Origin of the sequence: Bacillus sp. CGMCC 1.16541 (assembly GCF_003184905.1) — a bacterium.
GTDB lineage: Bacteria > Bacillota > Bacilli > Bacillales > Bacillaceae_H > Priestia.
The window spans coordinates 70,423-90,142 of the sequence record NZ_QFRU01000020.1; the positions used below are offsets into that span (position 1 = coordinate 70,423).

At 38.1% G+C, this 19,720-nt stretch carries 14 protein-coding genes and 14 tRNA genes; 3 read left to right on the top strand and 25 right to left on the bottom strand.

Annotation, left to right across the window (positions count from 1 at the left end):
- Positions 1-207: 207 nt before the first annotated feature.
- From menC to DIS06_RS15920, 6 genes are all read right to left on the bottom strand, one after another.
- Positions 208-1,314: an o-succinylbenzoate synthase gene (gene menC / locus DIS06_RS15895; protein ID WP_110114223.1), complete on the bottom strand. Its 1,107-nt coding sequence runs from the start codon at positions 1,312-1,314 to the stop codon at positions 208-210.
- Positions 1,295-2,785: an o-succinylbenzoate--CoA ligase gene (locus DIS06_RS15900; protein ID WP_110114224.1), complete on the bottom strand. Its 1,491-nt coding sequence runs from the start codon at positions 2,783-2,785 to the stop codon at positions 1,295-1,297. The genes menC and DIS06_RS15900 overlap by 20 nt, the downstream gene beginning before the upstream one ends.
- A gap of 72 nt (positions 2,786-2,857) precedes the next feature.
- Complete coding sequence (gene menB, locus DIS06_RS15905) at positions 2,858-3,676, bottom strand: 1,4-dihydroxy-2-naphthoyl-CoA synthase (protein WP_110114225.1); 819 nt, start codon at positions 3,674-3,676, stop codon at positions 2,858-2,860.
- A 19-nt stretch (positions 3,677-3,695) separates the two neighbouring features.
- A complete protein-coding gene (menH, locus tag DIS06_RS15910; RefSeq protein WP_110114226.1) occupies positions 3,696-4,502 on the bottom strand; it encodes a 2-succinyl-6-hydroxy-2,4-cyclohexadiene-1-carboxylate synthase in 807 nt (268 codons plus the stop codon).
- On the bottom strand, positions 4,499-6,259 hold the full coding sequence (gene menD, locus DIS06_RS15915; protein WP_110114227.1) for a 2-succinyl-5-enolpyruvyl-6-hydroxy-3-cyclohexene-1-carboxylic-acid synthase: 1,761 nt from the start codon (positions 6,257-6,259) through the stop codon (positions 4,499-4,501). The genes menH and menD overlap by 4 nt, the downstream gene beginning before the upstream one ends.
- On the bottom strand, positions 6,243-7,667 hold the full coding sequence (locus DIS06_RS15920; RefSeq protein ID WP_110114228.1) for an isochorismate synthase: 1,425 nt from the start codon (positions 7,665-7,667) through the stop codon (positions 6,243-6,245). Before DIS06_RS15920 ends, menD begins: the two co-directional genes overlap by 17 nt.
- Before the next feature lie 324 nt (positions 7,668-7,991).
- Between DIS06_RS15920 and DIS06_RS15925 the strand changes: the two genes are divergently transcribed.
- The gene (locus DIS06_RS15925) at positions 7,992-8,921 is read left to right on the top strand and encodes a 1,4-dihydroxy-2-naphthoate polyprenyltransferase (RefSeq protein WP_110114229.1); all 930 of its coding nucleotides are present in this window, start codon (positions 7,992-7,994) and stop codon (positions 8,919-8,921) included.
- Between the two features lie 207 nt (positions 8,922-9,128).
- A complete protein-coding gene (locus DIS06_RS15930) occupies positions 9,129-9,875 on the top strand; it encodes a TraR/DksA C4-type zinc finger protein (RefSeq protein ID WP_110114230.1) in 747 nt (248 codons plus the stop codon).
- Positions 9,876-10,037: 162 nt separating this feature from the next.
- Here the strand turns inward: DIS06_RS15930 and DIS06_RS15935 are convergent, their stop codons facing one another.
- Genes DIS06_RS15935 through glgB form a run of 5 tightly spaced genes read right to left on the bottom strand, consistent with a single transcriptional unit; the run spans position 10,038 to position 17,963 of the window.
- The gene (locus DIS06_RS15935; protein ID WP_110114231.1) at positions 10,038-12,449 is read right to left on the bottom strand and encodes a glycogen/starch/alpha-glucan phosphorylase; all 2,412 of its coding nucleotides are present in this window, start codon (positions 12,447-12,449) and stop codon (positions 10,038-10,040) included.
- A 4-nt stretch (positions 12,450-12,453) separates the two neighbouring features.
- Positions 12,454-13,881, bottom strand: coding sequence for a glycogen synthase GlgA (gene glgA, locus DIS06_RS15940; protein ID WP_110114232.1), 1,428 nt, complete (start codon positions 13,879-13,881; stop codon positions 12,454-12,456).
- Complete coding sequence (locus DIS06_RS15945) at positions 13,878-14,903, bottom strand: GlgC family sugar phosphate nucleotidyltransferase (protein ID WP_110114233.1); 1,026 nt, start codon at positions 14,901-14,903, stop codon at positions 13,878-13,880. Before DIS06_RS15945 ends, glgA begins: the two co-directional genes overlap by 4 nt.
- Positions 14,904-14,934: 31 nt before the next feature.
- A complete protein-coding gene (locus DIS06_RS15950; RefSeq protein WP_110114234.1) occupies positions 14,935-16,077 on the bottom strand; it encodes a glucose-1-phosphate adenylyltransferase in 1,143 nt (380 codons plus the stop codon).
- A complete protein-coding gene (gene glgB / locus DIS06_RS15955; protein WP_110114235.1) occupies positions 16,077-17,963 on the bottom strand; it encodes a 1,4-alpha-glucan branching enzyme in 1,887 nt (628 codons plus the stop codon). Before glgB ends, DIS06_RS15950 begins: the two co-directional genes overlap by 1 nt.
- 199 nt (positions 17,964-18,162) lie before the next feature.
- Here glgB and DIS06_RS15960 point away from each other — a divergent pair, with 199 nt between their 5' ends.
- Positions 18,163-18,348 (top strand): hypothetical protein, encoded by a 186-nt coding sequence (locus DIS06_RS15960; protein WP_110114236.1) that lies wholly within the window; start codon positions 18,163-18,165, stop codon positions 18,346-18,348.
- Positions 18,349-18,387: 39 nt separating this feature from the next.
- Here DIS06_RS15960 and DIS06_RS15965 read toward each other — a convergent pair.
- The 14 genes from DIS06_RS15965 to DIS06_RS16030 form a co-directional block, all read right to left on the bottom strand.
- A tRNA-Glu gene (locus DIS06_RS15965) sits at positions 18,388-18,459 on the bottom strand.
- A gap of 21 nt (positions 18,460-18,480) precedes the next feature.
- Positions 18,481-18,571 (bottom strand) — tRNA-Ser (locus tag DIS06_RS15970).
- 6 nt (positions 18,572-18,577) lie between these two features.
- A tRNA-Asn gene (locus DIS06_RS15975) sits at positions 18,578-18,652 on the bottom strand.
- Between the two features lie 4 nt (positions 18,653-18,656).
- Positions 18,657-18,733 (bottom strand) — tRNA-Ile (locus DIS06_RS15980).
- Between the two features lie 5 nt (positions 18,734-18,738).
- A tRNA-Gly gene (locus DIS06_RS15985) sits at positions 18,739-18,812 on the bottom strand.
- 16 nt (positions 18,813-18,828) lie between these two features.
- Positions 18,829-18,902, bottom strand: a tRNA-Gly gene (locus DIS06_RS15990).
- 16 nt (positions 18,903-18,918) lie between these two features.
- Positions 18,919-18,992, bottom strand: a tRNA-Gly gene (locus DIS06_RS15995).
- 16 nt (positions 18,993-19,008) lie between these two features.
- Positions 19,009-19,082, bottom strand: a tRNA-Gly gene (locus tag DIS06_RS16000).
- Between the two features lie 16 nt (positions 19,083-19,098).
- Positions 19,099-19,174: transfer RNA gene (locus DIS06_RS16005), tRNA-His, on the bottom strand.
- 22 nt (positions 19,175-19,196) lie between these two features.
- A tRNA-Phe gene (locus DIS06_RS16010) sits at positions 19,197-19,272 on the bottom strand.
- 9 nt (positions 19,273-19,281) lie between these two features.
- Positions 19,282-19,357 (bottom strand) — tRNA-Asp (locus DIS06_RS16015).
- A gap of 4 nt (positions 19,358-19,361) precedes the next feature.
- Positions 19,362-19,438 (bottom strand) — tRNA-Met (locus DIS06_RS16020).
- A gap of 25 nt (positions 19,439-19,463) precedes the next feature.
- A tRNA-Ser gene (locus tag DIS06_RS16025) sits at positions 19,464-19,556 on the bottom strand.
- A 23-nt stretch (positions 19,557-19,579) separates the two neighbouring features.
- Positions 19,580-19,656: transfer RNA gene (locus tag DIS06_RS16030), tRNA-Ile, on the bottom strand.
- Positions 19,657-19,720 lie beyond the last annotated feature (64 nt).

Sequence of the window (19,720 nt, forward strand, 5' to 3'; positions counted from 1 at the left end):
CAAAATTTATAGCTCGGACAAAATTTTGTCAACCTCTTTTCACCGACAAAGATAGAAAAAGAGTGCCTTAGAATGGTATAATCACCACTTCTAAGACACCCTTTAACTGTTTTTCTGAGATTATAGAATTTTACTCTATCCTATTTAAAAAGAAAATAGATCTCCAGTTCAAATCTTTTGAACACTTTCACATAACGACGCATTGATTTAGAGTGTATAGATTTTTACTTGTTTTGCAAGTTGTTTAACATAGCTTTCATTAACCTCATATCCAATCCCTGCACTCGTTGGGACAAGGATCTCTCCATCACTAAGCGTTACTTCTGGACTAATGACATCTTGATTCCAGTATCGGGAAGAGGCAGAAATATCTCCCGGAATAGTAAAGTGTGGCAATGATGCTAAGGCAATATTATGTGCTCTTGAAATACCTGACTCTAACATCCCACCAACCCATAATTGAATACCTGTTTTTTTGCATAAATCATGAATTTTAACGGCTTCTGATAATCCACCAACGCGACCAATTTTAACATTTATAACCTGACAGCTTCCTAACTCAATTGCTTTTCGAGCATCTTCATATGACACGATGCTTTCATCCAAGCAGATGGGAGTCTTTAGTTGTTTCTGAAGTTGCGCGTGGTCAATAATATCATCTGAGTCTAACGGTTGTTCAATCATCATTAAATGAAAGTCATTTAACCTTTTTAGTAAATCAATATCTTGTAACGTATATCCTGAGTTTGCATCTGCCATTAATGGTAAGGTCGGAAAATGCTGACGAATTCCTTTAATGACCTCATAATCATTTCCTGGTTTTATCTTTACTTTAAAGCGCTTGTACCCTTCTTGTACATGCTTCTCAATTGTTTTAATCATCACTGGTAACTCATTAATGCCAATGACAACACCTGCTTCTATTGTTTTACGGGTCCCCCCTAATAATGTAGAGAGTGGGACACCTTCTCGCTTCGCATACAAATCCCAAACAGCACAATCAAGTGCTGCTTTTGCCATATGGTTTCGTTTAATTGAACGAAATAGCGTCGTGACTTCACTTGGGTGCTCAATGTTTTTACCTAATAATGATGGAATTAAAAAGTTCTCAAGTATATGAAAACACGTTTGAATCGTTTCTTCTGTATACCATGGTGTAGAAAATGCAACAACTTCCCCCCACCCTGTTATACCTACTTCATCTTTTACTTCTACAAGAATCAATTCTCGATTCTTAACTGTTCCATAACTAGTCGAAAAGGCATGAAGTAGTTCCATTTCAATAAAATACAGGTTAATCTCTTGTATATTCACTCTTCTCACTCACTAACGAAAGCAGATTTCGACGCACTAATTTATTAGAAGCATTTCTTGGTAATGCTTCTACAACGAAAACCTTTTTCGGCACTTTATATTTAGCTAGACGTGACGCACAATAAGAAGTGAGTTCTTGTTCAGTTATCATAGTCTTCAATGTAACAAACCCGTATGGTACTTGTCCCCACTTCTCATCAGATACAGCCGTTACGCCCGCATCGGAAACAGCCGGATGGGACCTAAGGACACTTTCAATCTCAGCTGGATACACATTTTCTCCACCAGAAATGATTAAATCAGATCTTCGGTCTAACACATACAAAAAGCCTTGCTCATCTAAATACCCAACATCGCCAGTATGAAGCCAACCATTTTGAATGGTGGCCTTTGTTTTTTCTAAGTTGTTTAAATAACCCACTGTCACATTAGGTCCTTTCACGACAATTTCACCTGACTTATTCGATTCTACAATTTCTCCTTGGTCATTTACAATTTGAATTTCACAAGGAAACAATGCTTTTCCTGCTGAACCTAATTTCGCTAAACTGTACTCTGGAGCTAGTGTCACCACTTGTGAAGCCGTTTCCGTCATGCCATACGTTTGATAAACAGGAATCTTTTTCTCTACACACTGCCTTAGAACAGGTAAAGGTGCTGGTCCTCCACCTACTAACATACAGCGAAATGTTTGTGGATAGTGATGTTCACCGAGTTCATCGAGCATTTTTGTCAACATTGTTGTCACAACAGAAACAATAGTGACACCTTGCTTTTCGATGGCTTCATTTACTTTCTGCGCATAAAACTGATGATGTAAAATGACTCTCATCCCGTAAAAAACACTCCGCATAAGAATGGATAACCCACTAATGTGAAAGAGAGGTACGGCTACAAGCCAACAATCGTTTTCATGAAGACCTAAGTTAAGTGCCGAACCCATGGCACTCCACCAATGATTTCCATATGTTTGAATGACACCTTTTGGCTGCCCAGTTGTTCCTGATGTATACATAATCGTATCCGCATCATCTAAAGAAAATTCTTTCACAACATCAAATGCTTTTTTAGGACTCTCACTCAATGTTGAAATAGGCACGAACGACAATTGATTAGCTAACATACTTTCTTTGACGACTCTTTGGAATTCATCATCATAAACAAGTAAAGTTGCTTTTGAATCCTCTAGCTGATAAGCGATTTCAGCTGATGTTAGACGAGTATTTAACAATACAGTTTGAACGCCTATATATTTGAGTGCATGTATGACATAAACCATCGATAGACGATTGTGCATCAAAACAGCGACGGTATCTCCTTTTTTCACACCATGATAAGTAAATTGCTCCGCTACAGATAACGCTTGTTCATGTAGGTTTTTAAATGTGACCACTTCATCATCCGTTTCGATGGCTACTCGATCTGGTGTCATACATGCTCTTTTCATCAACCAATTTGGAATGGTTGTCATATTCGTCATCTTCTTTCATAAAAGAATGGTACAAAAACAGCTTGATGATCATTCACCAAGCTGTTTTGCTTCTTATGGGAAACGAGGGAATTGCTTGAAGTCTGGTGTGCGTTTTTCTTTAAACGCATCTCTTCCTTCTTTTGCTTCCTCTGTTGTGTAATAAAGAAGGGTAGCATCTCCTGCTAATTGCTGTATACCAGCTAAACCGTCTGAATCTGCATTGAATGCTGCTTTTAAGAAGCGTAACGCTGTTGGACTCTTTTCTAACATTTCTTCACACCACTTGATTGTTTCTTCTTCTAACTGTTCAAGAGGTACAACCGTGTTAACTAGTCCCATATCAAGAGCTTCTTGCGCATTATATTGACGGCATAAATACCAAATTTCACGCGCTTTCTTATGACCAACGATACGAGCTAAATAGCCTGAACCGTATCCTGCATCAAAACTTCCTACCTTTGGACCTGTTTGACCAAAGACTGCGTTGTCTGCTGCAATCGTTAAGTCACATACAATGTGAAGAACATGGCCACCACCAATTGCGTAACCTGATACCATTGCAACAACCGGTTTTGGAATAACGCGAATTAAACGTTGTAAATCTAATACATTCAAGCGTGGAATTTCGTCTTCTCCAACATATCCACCATGTCCGCGTACCTTTTGGTCACCACCAGAACAGAATGCTTTGTCTCCTGCACCTGCAAGAACGATTACCCCAACATTTGAATCATCGCGCGCATAAGCAAATGCGTCAATTAACTCCATTACTGTTTTCGGACGGAATGCATTGTGTACTTCTGGACGATTAATGGTAATTTTTGCGATACCATTATATGTTTCATATAGAATATCTTCGTATTGACGTTCAGATGTCCATTCAACTGTCATTTCGTTTTCCTCCTAGCTTTTATGTAGTAGATATAAACTCATTTACTATTGTACCAAAAATCTGCGGTTGTTCCACATGGATTGCATGACCTGCACGCGAAATTATTTTTTTTGTCGATTTAGGTAGTAATTTCTCCATCTTCATGGCAATCTGACAAAACTTTTGATCTTCATCTCCTGCCAGTAACAAAACTGGCGCATCTACAGCTTGCAATTCATTCCATAAAGATTTTTGTACACCCGTTCCCATTCCGCGTAAACTATTCGCGAGTCCTCTTTCTGTCTGCTGCAACCGTTCTTGTCGAATGTGCTGTTGAGTATTAGCTGGAAGTTTCTTTTGCGAGGCAAATAACGGTATGTTTTCCCATTGATTCACAAACGATTCAATTCCTTTCAACTCAATTTCTTGAGCTAATGCTTCATCACTCTGTCGACGATGCTCTCTTTCTATTTCTGTTTCTAGCCCAGGAGATGCACTTTCAAGGATGAGCGATTGAACAAATTGCGGATAAAAAGTGGCAAACGATAAAGCAAGTCGACCACCCATTGAATACCCAAGCACATGGGCTTTTGAGACATTAAGTTGTCGTAGGATACAAGTAATGACTTCACACATAGATTCCATTGTATAAAGGTGAACATAACTTGGGCTATCTGTTTGTCCATGGCCGATAATATCGATGTTGATAAGCCGATAGTGCTTCCATTGAGTATAAAACGTCTTCCATGTTTCACTCGAACCAGTAAAACCATGTAAGAGTAACAGCGGCTCTCCTTTACCTTGTACATCTACATGATAAAAAACACCATTTACTGATAATTTCATTGTTTCTTCACCATTTTATTCATTTCCTGGGAAACATTATTCCACAACTTTCGATGCAATTGAACATTTTCTTGTCGATTTGTTTGAACTTCAATTACATGTAACCCTTTTGATGAAACCGAATCTCGAAGGTACATACCAAAATCATCCCATGTTTTAGCCTTTAGAAAAGTTCCTCCATACATGTTCACAACGTGCTCATAATCAATACCTGTTGGTGTTCCGAATAGAGATTCAAAGTGCTTTTCCTCTTTAGATTGAGGCAAGAACGAGAAGATACCGCCTCCATCATTATTTACTAAAACAACCGTTAAGTTTAGGTTAAGCATTTTTGCAGCTAACAGACCGTTCAAGTCATGGTAAAAAGATAAATCACCAATTAATAATACCGTGTGCTCATGTACCATACTTACACCTAAAGCTGTTGATACGACTCCATCTATGCCATTTGCACCTCGATTTGCTAAAACACGAATCGATTTTTCATTGTTCATAAAAAATGTATCAACATCTCGAATTGGCATTGAGTTTCCGACAAATAACGTTGATTGTTCTGGCAAGTGTTGAACTAACTGACTCACAATTCTTCCTTCAAATAAGCGGTCATCTTTACTTGTCACCTCTGTTAATACACAAGTTACCAAGTGATTTAATTGGTCCCAAATATTTAGCCACTGACTATTTTCAGATGATTTTTCATTGAGATACTGAACAAGTGAGTCGCAAAATTCAAGGTCATGACAAGAGATCATGTTTGTAGCTAATAACGTAGGATCTCTCCATCCGTTTCCTTCATCAATCACAAACATCTCAGTTGGTGGATAATTTTTCAACAGAAGTGTTAATGGTTTTGAAACAGGCATCGCGCCGAATCGAATGACAACGTCTGGATGCAACAATTCAAATAGCTCGTCATTTTTTAAAATCGTATCGTATGTAGAAATGACATAGCGCTTGTCATGTTTCCCGCTTCTCACTTGCGATAGAGGATCTGCAATGATTGGAAATTGTAGCTTCTCAGCTAATGCACAAATGGAAGAAGCCAAATTTTCATCAACATGGTCACCGCATACAATTAACCCTTTCTCATAACGCTCAAGTCGGTCCGCTAACTGTTTGAACTCTTGTTGTGATAATGTCATACGCCCACTTGTCCCTTTAACGTAAGAAGTCTCTTGGCGCTTTCCATTTTCCCATAATCCCTCTAATGATAGGTTTGGTACAAGAGGTTCACGCAAAGGAACATTCAAGTGTACTGGGCCCGCTGGAGTTGCGGAAGCTGTATGAATAGCTCGTCCAGCTACTGTACGAATATAACGTATCATGTTTGGTGTTTCCTCTGGCAATGCCAATTCAGCAAACCACTTCGCATACTTTCCAAATAAGTGCATTTGATCGATAGCTTGAGGGGCTCCAATGTCTCGTAATTCATGAGGTCGATCCGCTGTAATGATTAACAGCGGTATTCTTGAGTAATGAGCTTCGACCACTGCCGGATAGTAATTGGCAGCAGCTGTACCCGACGTACATAACAAAGCAACAGGTACCTTTTTAGCCTTCGCCATTCCTAACGCAAAAAAACCAGCCGAGCGCTCATCAATATTAAGATGAACGCGAATGTCTGGATGTTCGGCCATTAAGAGAGCTAAAGGGGTGGATCGTGAACCTGGACTAACGACCACATCATACACATTTGCATTTGATAGCTCATCGATAAAAGACGCAAGATACGAAGTTAAATTATTCATGTGTGACATGATCAGTTCCTCCTAAAGCTGACAACATTGGATTAAACTTTATTTTCGTTTCTTCATATTCACTTTCTGGATCTGAATCAGCTACAATCCCGCAACCGGCAAATAAAGTAGCTCCTTTTTCAGAAAATAAGCCGGAGCGGATGCCTACAATGAATTCTCCATTCCCTTGCATATCCATCCATCCAATCGGTGCAGCATACCAACCTCGGTCAAAATATTCTAATTCCCTTATCACTTCTAATGCTTTTTTCTGTGGAAACCCTCCTAAAGCAGGAGTTGGATGAAGTTTTTCTAAAAACGAAAATAAAGTAACTCCATCTCTCATTGTCCCGTTTACCGGTGTATATAAATGTTGAATATGTTTTGTTTTATATAACGTCGGACCTGTAGGTAGTTGGACATTGGTACAATACTGCTTCATTGCCTCTTTAATCATATGAACAACCACATCATGTTCAATAAGGTTCTTTTCATCTGTAAGCAATTGTTGACCAAGCTCTTCATCTTCTGCAACTGTATCTCCTCGACGAATGGATCCTGCTAAACAAGTAGAAAATACATCGGATTTGTTTCTTTTAATTAAACGCTCTGGTGAAGCTCCTATAAAGCTGTGTCTTGTATTTTCGAATGTATACACATAACTAGTTGGTTGCTCTTTTACTAATCGCTCTAAAATCATCTCTTTTTGTACAGGTTGATGAAAAATGAGTTCCATTTGACGAGCCAACACTACTTTTTCAATTCGCTCACCTTTAATGCGACTTGTAGCCTGTTTCACAGACTCTTTAAATCGATCTGGCTCTACTTCATAGTGATTCATCACTCGTGCAATACTTTGTTCTTGAGAACGTGTACGGTTGAGTTGAAATAGCTCTTTCTCTTTCTCATCAAACATGTGATGATAACGATCAATATGATCGGTTGGACGAACAACAATATTAGCAGTAAAGAAAGCTTCGCCATCTTTTATTGTATATAAATAAGTGGGAACCATGAACTTTCCACTTGAGAACTCACTCCACTTTTGTTCTTTTTGTTGTTCTGGATCAAAAGAAAACCCCCCGAATAACAATGGGCCTGTTCCATCTGGAAAATCATCTATACAAATAACATCTTCTTTTATAAAGCGCTTCCATTCTTTTTCGATATAGTGAAAACGATCTCCATGACGTTCTGTGCTTATAATGTGAGCATATCCTAATCCTACTAGCGAAAATGTTCGATCTGGATCTTGCCAGAAAAAACGTTGGTGAGAAAACTCTTTCGTACCATTTCTATAGAATATAAGGGGATCGATAGGCTTCACTTTTTTCACTAAGCTGACGAGTTTTGTTTTGCCGTCCATGTTTACACGTTCAATCACATCTTTAAGTTGTTTTTGTATAAATTGATCTGTTACTGCAATCACACTACGTCCCCCCCATTCACTTCTCTTTATACTCTGTAACTAATTTATTATAAACTTTTACCTATAAAAAATCTAGTTTGTACCTTTGTAACAAGTGTTTACCCCATTTTAAGGTAAACGAACATGTCCGTTCCTCACTAAAAAACATTGACACTCCATAAGGCTTTTTCTACACTAAATATGTACCACTTGGTTTATTATTAACGTGTACTCGTTACCTAAAAAATCAACTTGTATTTGTTACCTATTTCTTAGGTGAAAAAGAAAGAGATAAAAGGTGTAAATTAAATAGTGACCTTTTTCATAAAGAAAGGAAGAGGCTTCATGCAGGCAAACATCCAGAACGACACAGCAGTGGCAAAACAAAGCCGTGGCAAAGTTTTATGGCAACTAACTCGACCACATACGTTAACTGCTGCATTTGTACCTGTTTTAATTGGAACAGCGTTAGCCATGTTCTACACGATGATTCATGTTCCTTTATTCATAGCCATGTTAGTAGCATGTTTACTTATCCAAGCAGCTACAAACATGTTTAATGAATATTACGATTACAAACGCGGACTTGATACCGCTGAATCCGTAGGGATTGGAGGAGCGATTGTTCGCGACGGTTTTAAACCGTCTACAGTTCTAAACTTAGCATTAGGCTGCTATGGCCTTGCCCTTTTGCTAGGTGTTTATATTTGCATGAACACAAGCTGGTGGCTTGCAGCGGTTGGATTAGTTTGTATGGCAGCCGGTTACTTTTATACGGGTGGACCACTTCCAATTGCTTATACACCATTTGGCGAATTAGCAGCTGGGCTTTTCATGGGACTAACCATTATTTTAATTTCGTTTTTCATTCAAACGAATACCGTTACAATGGAAAGCATATTAGTTTCAATTCCAATCGCTATTCTTGTTGGTGCGATCCTTCTCGCTAACAACATTCGAGACCTCGATGGAGATAAAGAATTCGGAAGAAAAACCATTGCCATTTTATTAGGAAGAACAGGTGCGATTTATTTATTAGCATCAATGTTCATTGTTTCCTACGTTTGGGTTATTGGTTTAGTACTTGTTGGATATGCAAGTGCTTGGATTTTCCTTGTCTTCCTTAGCATTCCAAAGCCAATTAAGGCTATCAAAGGCTTCATTGGAAAAACGGTTCCGCTTCAAATGATGCCAGCCATGAAGGCAACTGCTCAAACAAATACGATTTTCGGCTTTCTTTTATCTATTGGTTTATTTATTAGTTACTTTCTCTAAACATGTGCTCGATGAAAAACCAAACCTAAATAAAGATTTACCAAAAGTCTCTATACTCGATTTAGTTATTCTTACTTACTAGACGAGTTAGAGGCTTTTTTATGTATATAACCTCTTACTTTGCTTGATTCAAGCTCGTGTTTTTTTAATTATTTTCGTAAATAATAGTGAAAGAAGAAGTGTTACTTTCTAAAGGGGGATATCATCTTGTTACAGTCAACTCAAATTCAAGAACTAAAAATAGAATTAATGAGTCGAAAGCAAGCCATAGAAGAACATTTTCAACAAAATGACTCATTTGGACTAACTCGTAGTGATGCTCATGATTCAACAGGGGAATTATCGAGCTATGATAATCATCCTGCTGATACAGGTACTGAAACGTACGAGCGTGGAAAAGATCAGGCATTAAATGAACATATGGAAGAAGAATTAAAAGAAATTGATGCAGCATTACAAGCAATGTCTGCAAATCAATATGGAAGCTGTAAAACGTGTGGAAGAGACATTTCTTTCGAACGATTACAAGCCGTACCAACGACACAATACTGTAAAGAACATAGTCCATCACAACATACTTCAACAGACCGTCCAATTGAAGAAGCGGTATTAAATCACCCTTTTGGACAATACGAATACGATGAAAAGTACGCTGAACCATATGATTCAGAAGATACATGGCAAGACGTTGCTCGTTATGGAACATCCGAGTCACCTTCAGATTTTATTGAGGATACGGAATATTACAGTGAAACTTATGTTGAAGCAGATGAACGACTCGGCTATGTGGAAGATTATGAAAATTTTGCTGCTAATGACTTGTATGGACAACCTTTACCTATTTATCCAACGAAGAAGCATGAAATGTATGAGGACGCACTAGACGAAGAAGGAATCATGTCTGTATTTGGTGATTTACCTGGCTATGAGAAAGACCCATATACAGAAGACTAATAAAAAAGGGGGAGTGAAATAAGAGAGAGAACTTCTGTCTCGTTCCACTCACCCTGCAGTACCCCTTGTCAGGAAAAAACCATTATGAATGGGTAACGAACAAGGGGTTTTGCATATGAAGATTTTTACTTAACGGTACTTACGTTTCATTCTAGTATGACGCTAGTTATTTCTAACATAGTTTGTTGGCTCAATATGCCAAATACTATTTGCATACTCTTTAATTGTACGATCACTTGAAAAATACCCTGATTGAGCAATATTAAGTGTACTCATCTCAAACCATTTAGACTTATTCAAATACGCTTCGTTTACTCGTTCTTGAGCTGTTACATAAGAAGCAAAGTCTCTTAAAACATAGTATTCGTCATTTTGCATCAGTAAAGAATCGTAGATAGGCTCAAATAAATCATACGAGTGTGGGAAAAAGCCATTAACTAACTGTTCCATCACCTGCTTGATTCGTTTATCATGGTGATAATAATCATAGGAACGATAACCACCATTACGATTATAATGAAGAACTTCCTCAGCTTTTAAACCAAAAAGGAACATATTATGTTCACCAATCGCTTCACAAATTTCAACGTTTGCTCCGTCTAGTGTTCCTACTGTAAGGGCTCCATTCATCATAAATTTCATGTTTCCTGTTCCTGAAGCTTCTTTGCTTGCTGTAGAGATTTGTTCACTTACATCCGCAGCTGGAAATATCTTTTCTGCTAGTGAAACGCGATAGTTCTCTAAAAACACAACCTTCAGTAAATGAGACGTTTGTGGGTCGTTATTTATTTTATCCGCTAACGAATTAATAAGCTTAATAACCTTTTTCGCATAATAATAACCAGGTGATGCTTTTGCTCCAAAAATAAACGTTCTCGGATGAATAGAGAAATTGGAATCCTCTTTTAAGCGATTATAAAGATACATAATATGCAATACATTTAATAATTGTCTCTTATATGCATGCAGCCTCTTTACATGAACATCGAAAATAGAATGCTCATCCACCACAATACCATTTTTCTCTTTGATTAGTTGCGCTAACGCTACTTTCTTTTCTGTTTTAACTCGCTCTAAGCTTTCCTTAAAAGCATTATCATATGCATACTCGTTTAAACGTGACAAAAGTTGAGGCTGATGAATCCATTCGTCTCCAACTGTTTCATTAATTAATGCTGACAATTGAGGATTTGCTTTCAATAGCCAGCGACGATGAGTAATACCATTCGTTTTATTGGAAAACTTCTCTGGGTATACTTCATAGAAATCTTTCATTTCACGCTCTTTTAAGATTTCTGTATGGATTTTAGCTACACCATTTACTTGATAACTGCCTACAATAGCTAAGTGAGCCATCTTCACTAATCCATGCGCAATAATAGCCATATGCTCAATCTTTTCCCAATTACCAGGATAGCGCTCCCAAAGTTCTCTACAATAACGTTCATTTACTTCTTCAATGATCATAAAAATCCGTGGAAGTAGCGGTTTAAAGATGTGAACTGGCCATTTTTCCAGCGCTTCGGATAACGTTGTATGATTTGTATATGAAATGGTTTGAGTTGTAATTGCCCAAGCCTCATCCCATCCTATCTTTTCTTCATCTAAAAGAATGCGCATTAATTCTGGGATTGCTAATACAGGATGTGTATCATTTATGTGAATGGCAACCTTGTCGTGAAAGTTTAAGAGTGTACCATATGTTTTACGATGCGACTTTACAATACTTTGTAGACTAGCGGACACTAAAAAATACTGCTGCTTCAAACGCAGAATTTTCCCATCATCGTGTGTGTCATCAGGATATAAAAATTCCGATACTGCTTCTGTTTCTCTTTTATACTCCATGACATCTTTATAAATAGGAAAAGTAGAAGGCTCTGCATTCCATAACCTTAATGTATTTACTGTATCATTATTGAATCCAATGACTGGGATATCATATGGTACAGCCGTAATCATTTCACTATCAATATGTCGAAATTGAAGCCTACCTTTTTCACAATAAGATTCAATCTCTCCCCAAAACCCTACTTCGATTGCTTGATCGGACTTGCGAACTTCCCAAGAGTTTTCATGTCTTAACCACTGCTCTGGTAGCTCTACTTGAAATCCATCGACAATCTTCTGCTCAAATAAACCATGTTTATAACGTATACCAAAACCATGGCCTGGCAGATTGGTAGATGCCAATGAATCCAGGAAACAAGAAGCTAACCGGCCTAATCCACCGTTTCCAAGGCCCGCATCTGCTTCGACATCCTCGATATCTTCAAAAGAAATTCCTAATTCTTGTAGTCCCTGTTCAACTACCTCTCTAATACCTAAATTCAATAAATTTTGACCTAATAACCGACCAAGAAGAAATTCAATCGATAAATAATAGACTTGCTTTGTATTTGAGTTGCGATTTTGCTCATTTGTCGCAATCCAGTTGCTACTAATATACTCTCTGACCATATTCCCTAACGTATGATATTGATCTCGAACGGTTGACTCATTAAAGCTTTTACCGTATGTCATTTCAAGCTTCTTTAGAAAAGCTTGTTGAAAACTTTCTTTGTTAGAGAACATGTTTTCACTCCTTTAATAATAAACTTGCATAAAGCTGATTATACTTAAATGCAGATTGAGCCCAACTATAATCTTGAGACATCCCGTTTACCACTAATTGTGCCCACACATCTGTTCTTGCATAGAACTCTCTTGCTCTTTTAATGGTATGTAACATATCATGTGCATTAAAGTTCGTAAAACTGAAGCCGTTCCCCTCACCACTTTCTTCATCGTAAGACTGAACAGTATCGTTTAAGCCACCTGTTTCTCTTATAATAGGAACCGCTCCATATTTTAAAGCGATTAATTGTCCTAATCCACATGGTTCAAACTTAGAAGGCATTAAAAATAAATCGGACCCCGCATAAATTAAATGTGCTAACTCTTCATCAAAACCAATAACCGTTTTAACTTTTCCAGGGTATTGTGCTTCCATATCAATGAAGAAAGATTCAAATTCTTTATCTCCTGTTCCTAGAACAACGAGCTGAACATCTAGTGCCATCATTTCATGAAAAACGTGTCTCACCAGTTCCAACCCTTTTTGAGCAGTTAATCTTGTCACCATTGAGATGATAGGAACTTGTTTATCTTCCTTTAACCCAAGTTCTCGTTGAATATATGTTTTATTTCGAGCTTTATTCTTTAAATTCACAGCAGAATAAGGGTAAGGGATAAGTTTATCTACTTGCGGATTGTACATCGTATCATCAATTCCATTGATAATCCCTAATAAATCTGGCTGTCGCTTTCTTAGCAGCCCATCTAATTTCTCTCCATAATACGGAACTTGTATTTCATCACGATACGTTGGGCTAACGGTTGTAATTTTATCAGCGGATACAATCGCTGCTTTCATAAAATTTACGTTTCCATAGAACTCTAATTGATTTTCAGTAAAGTAATAGTCGTTTAAATTTAACAAATCATGTAAAATCTCTTTTGGAAAGATGCCTTGAAACTGCAAGTTATGAATGGTAAACACGGTTTGAATGACATCGTATTGTTCATAATGTGCTCTTAATAAAAAGGGAATCATTCCGGTATGCCAATCATGGCAATGGATAACATCTGGAGTAAAATCTAGAAATGGAATACTTTCAATGACTGCCCTACAAAAGAAAGAAAAGCGCTCTCCGTCATCATAATGTCCATAGAGCGTATCTCGGTTGAAATAATATTCATTATCAAGAAATACATATGTAACCCCGTCCATTTGCATAACTTCTAATCCGCAATATTGTTTTCTCCAACCTACTTGCACATCCACTATTTTTGTTAAACTCATTTCATCTTTATATTTTTGTGGAATCTGCCCATACTTCGGCATCATTACACATACATTTGTCCCTAATTTAGCTAAGTCTTTAGGGAGAGAACCTGCCACATCAGCAAGTCCTCCTGTTTTAACAAATGGTACACATTCAGATACAGCAAATAATACATTCACGATTTCATCAGCGCTCCTTGAATAGTTCCTTTTGCGATCACTTGTGGTATGTTCTTATCACCAATTAATTCAATTCCTGGTCCTACTTTTACATCTTTATCCAAGATTACACCATTTAATAAGCTATCTGCTCGAACAATTCCTTTTTGCATAACAATACTATTTTTTATAACAACGCCTCTTTCAACTTTTACTCCTCTGAAGATAATACTATTTTCAACATGTCCTTCAATGATACACCCGTTTGCAATGACAGAATTTTTCACAGTTGCTCCGCTCATATATCGAGTAGGTGGTTCATCTTTCACCTTCGTATATACAGGTCGTTCTTTCATAAATAGTTGCTGCCATGTTTGTGGTGACAAAACGTCCATGCTGGCTTCAAAATATGAAGAGATATTTGAAACGTTTGCTACATATCCCGCATGCTCATACTGTAATACCTTAGAGAACTGTGCCATATATGCGACAAAGTCTTCTATTGTTGCAAAATCATATGTCTCGTTTTGTAACATATTGACTAACGTTTCCGTTTCTAACACGTACATGTTCAAAGACTTGCCATCTTGTACAACCTCTGTGATTGTAGCACCTGTATCAATATGTCGAGTTAACACATGTTGAAAATTAATTGTACATACCGTATAACTATTCGCAATAACCGCATACTTTTGAGTACTTCTTAAAAAATAGTTAATATGATAACGTAATTGTGAAAAGACAGATGGCGCTTCAAATACATTGCTTCCAATCATAGGAGGAAAGATAAACAGTCCATCTCTTTTTCTATTCAAATCCCATTCTTTTCCTGAACCGAGATGGTCCATTAATGAACGATAATGATAACGAGGAAAGAGGGCAACACTATGAATCCCTGAATGCACCATATTTGATAATGCAAAATCAATTAAGCGATACCTTCCGGCAAAAGGCAACGCTGCAATAGAGCGATATGATGTTAAAGGTTGTAATGAATGTGTATTTGTACAAGCATCAATAATTCCAAGCATTTGCGTATTCATTATTGGTCATCCTTTCGTTGTAAAGTTAATATTATGCAAGTGATTCGACCAGTTCATTTGTCACTAAAATGACTTCATCATTTTCTTTTGATGGTTTAATAATTGTTCCATCAGGAATAACAACACCTTCAGGTATAATGGCATTTTCAATGTACACATTTTGACCCACTTTAGCGTAAGGCATGACAACGGTTCTTTTTAACTCTGAATTAGCTCCAATCTGCACACCCTGAAATAAGACAGATTGTTCAATCTTACCTTCTACAACGCACCCTTCATTTACAAGAGATTCAACAACTTCAGCAGATGGTGCAATATATTGCGGTGGTTCACTTGGGTTAACAGAGTACACTTTCCAAGATGGATCATATAAATTCAGTTTGGTATCCTTAAGAAGTAAATCCATATTCGCTTCCCATAAGCTCTTCACTGTACCAACATCTTTCCAATATCCTTCAAATGGATATGCTAACACCTTTTTCTTCTCTTCTAGTAGTAAAGGAATAATGTCCTTTCCAAAATCATGACTAGAATCTTGATTACGAGCATCCATTTCTAGAAACTCTTTTAATACGCTCCATTTAAAAATGTAAATTCCCATTGAAGCCAAGTTGTTTTTCGGAAATGCAGGCTTTTCTTCAAACTCTAAAATGTTATACTGACTATTCGTATTCATAATTCCAAATCGACTTGCTTCATCCCATGGTACTTCAATAACAGAAATCGTTACATCTGCTTCTTTTTCAAGGTGATAGTCTAACATCGTGCTATAATCCATTTTGTAAATATGATCTCCTGATAAAATAAGTACGTACTCTGGATCATATTGATGAAGATAATTTACATTTTCATAAATCGCACTAGCAGTTCCTTTATACCATTTAACCCCTGAAGATTCTGAATATGGAGGAAGTACCGTCACACCACCATTATGGCGATCTAAGTCCCATGCACTACCAATACCAATATAAGAATTTAACACTAATGGTTGATACTGAGTTAGTACACCAACTGTTTCAATTCCTGAGTTCGTACAATTACTAAGAGCAAAATCAATAATTCGATACTTACCACCAAACGGAACTGCTGGCTTGGCAATATTTTTAGTAAGTGAACTTAACCGACTTCCCTTACCCCCTGCTAGTAACATAGCGACACACTTCTTTTTTAACATTATTTCTTTCTCTCCCCTCTTTTTTTCTTTGCTCGTAATACACTAATCCCAAATCTAGGGATATTGATCTCAATGTAAAAGGGTTTTCCATGATACTTTCCTTCTGATGCTGTGACTGCTTTTCGATTTCGAACATCAGATCCCCCGAATGCCAATTCATCACTATTTATCACTTCAATATAATCCGTTTGTAAAGGAACACCTATTTTATAATCTTCATAAGCAACGTTTGAGAAATTACATACTATTACAAGAAGCTCATCTGGCTTTTGTCCTCTTCGTACAAAAGAGAAAATTTGCTGCTGAGCATTGTTGGCATCAATCCATTCAAAACCTTCTTCATGATGATCTAGCTCAAACAAAGGCTTACTTTTTCGGTAAAATTTGAGTAACTCCTTCACATACTGATTTAGCTTTTTATGCAAGTCGAAATCAAATAATACCCAATCTAAATCATCTAAATCTTTCCACTCGTCAAATTGCGCAAATTCTCCGCCCATAAAAAGTAGTTTTTTTCCTGGGTGAGTGAGTAGATAGCCATATAATAAGCGAAGTTGAGCAAATTTGTCTGTGTAATCTCCAGGCATCTTATTCAACAATGAACGTTTACCATGCACGACTTCATCGTGAGAAAACGGTAAAATAAAGTTTTCATTGAATGCGTAGAGTAACGAAAACGTTATCCTATTATGTAAACCTTTACGTTCATGAACATCTGCTTCCATATAAGTCAACACATCGTTCATCCAACCCATATTCCACTTATAATTGAAACCAAGTCCATTGTCTGATGTAGGAGCTGTTACGAGTGGCCAATCCGTAGAATCTTCCGCTATCATTAAGATTGTTGGGTCCTGTAAAAACACTGCTTCATTTAACTTCCTTAAAAAAGCTACAGCATAAGGATTTTCACATAGTTCATGTTTATTTTGCCAATACAGCATATTAGCCACTGCATCTACTCGAAATCCGTCTATGTGGAAGTAGTTCATCCAAAATAAAGCGTTCGAAATTAAATAACTTTGAACCTCTGGCTTCCCAAGATCAAAGTTGGCTGTTCCCCACACATAATTTTCTCGATCTGATTCGTTTTGATATTCGTATGTTGGTGTACCATCAAACATATAAAGCCCGTGTTGATCCTTACAAAAGTGTCCAGGAACCCAATCCAAGATCACCCCAATATTCTCTTGATGACAACGATCGATAAAGTTCATTAAATCTTTAGGAGTCCCGTATCGACTGGTAGCCGAAAAATAACCTGTCCCCTGATAGCCCCATGAACGATCAAATGGGTGTTCAATAATAGGCAATAACTCAATGTGTGTAAACCCGTGTTCCTTCACATATGGAATTAATTCATCTGCTAATTCTAAGTAGGTATACAAACGACCATCATCATGCTTCTTCCATGTTCCAACATGCAGTTCATATATGAACATAGGTGAATGATAGGATTGTTTCATTTTTTTCTTTCTTTTCCAATATTGATCGTTCCATTTATATCCTTCTAAGTTATACACAATAGAAGCTGTGTTTGGTCTTTCTTCGCTATAAAATGCATATGGATCAGATTTAAGAACAGAACGCCCATCTTCTGTATATACCTCATATTTATACATGTCACCTTCAATTAAAGCAGGGACAAATAACATCCATATACCTTGCTCACTGATTTTCATTAATTGATGCTTTGTACCATTCCATTGATTAAAATCCCCTACAACTCGAACCTCTTTTGCTTTAGGAGCCCATACACAAAAGCGCACACCTTGCACGCCATTTTCTTCAACTAAGTGTGCTCCAAACAAAGTATAGCTTTCATATAAGCTACCTTCATGAAAGAGATGAACATCAAACTCTGTAGGTTGAATTGTTGATTCCAATTCTCGTCACCCTCTCAACCATCATTTTGATCATACATAATCAAGTTCAAGAAAATATCGAAAATACCTTCTGAAAAAAAATCTGTTTATTGCGACATTTTACGACATAATTATTGTTTTAGTTAGAGCCATTTAATACGCTGAGGAATACTTAAGATTTGATTGTAAAAACTAAGGTAAAAGAAAGGGAGATGATATAATGATAAAAGGTAATAAACAACCGAAGATAAATAACGAAGTAAATCCTTACTTTGAAGCACCCGATAATAAGATCTTAGCAATTGATATGTTTAGAGGGCCGTACACAGGCATTTATTCAGACTTTGATTTATCTAATCCTGGTACAAAATTAAAGGTTGATGATTATAAGAAGTTCACTGATTAAAAAAGAGCAGTCTGCATAAATGCAGACTGCTCTTTTTGATGACCCGTACGGGATTCGAACCCGTGTTACCGCCGTGAAAGGGCGGTGTCTTAACCGCTTGACCAACGGGCCATAACATCCATTAAATTGCTCTGGCGGAGAAGGAGGGATTTGAACCCTCGCGCCGCTTACACGACCTACACCCTTAGCAGGGGCGCCTCTTCAGCCACTTGAGTACTTCCCCGTATAATGGCTCCACAGGTAGGACTCGAACCTACGACCGATCGGTTAACAGCCGATTGCTCTACCACTGAGCTACTGTGGAATAATGGTGGGCCTAAGTGGACTCGAACCACCGACCTCACGCTTATCAGGCGTGCGCTCTAACCAGCTGAGCTATAGGCCCCAAATTGGAGCGGGTGATGGGAATCGAACCCACGACATCAGCTTGGAAGGCTGAGGTTTTACCATTAAACTACACCCGCGTATTTATTTATCTAATGGTGCGACTGATGGGAATCGAACCCACGACATCAGCTTGGAAGGCTGAGGTTTTACCATTAAACTACACCCGCGTATTTATTTATCTAATGGTGCGACTGATGGGAATCGAACCCACGACATCAGCTTGGAAGGCTGAGGTTTTACCATTAAACTACACCCGCGTATTTATTTATCTAATGGTGCGACTGATGGGAATCGAACCCACGACATCAGCTTGGAAGGCTGAGGTTTTACCATTAAACTACACCCGCGTATTTATTTATCTAATGGGGCGACTGATGGGAATCGAACCCACGAGTGCCAGAGCCACAATCTGGTGCGTTAACCACTTCGCCACAGCCGCCATTATTAAATTTCAATTAAAATGGTGGCTCGGGACGGAATCGAACCGCCGACACATGGATTTTCAGTCCATTGCTCTACCAACTGAGCTACCGAGCCTTATTAAAATGGCGGTCCCGACGGGAATCGAACCCGCGATCTCCTGCGTGACAGGCAGGCATGTTAACCGCTACACCACGGGACCATTTTGGTTGCGGGGACAGGATTTGAACCTGCGACCTTCGGGTTATGAGCCCGACGAGCTACCAGACTGCTCCACCCCGCGATAATAAAAGTTATTAAGTAAAATATGGCGGAGGAAGAGGGATTCGAACCCCCGCGGGCTTTAACACCCCTGTCGGTTTTCAAGACCGATCCCTTCAGCCGGACTTGGGTATTCCTCCGTATATATATCCTTCGATTCAGCTGGTGGACCTTGTAGGACTCGAACCTACGACCGGACGGTTATGAGCCGTCTGCTCTAACCAACTGAGCTAAAGGTCCTTCAATATGGTAGCGGCGGAGGGGATCGAACCCCCGACCTCACGGGTATGAACCGTACGCTCTA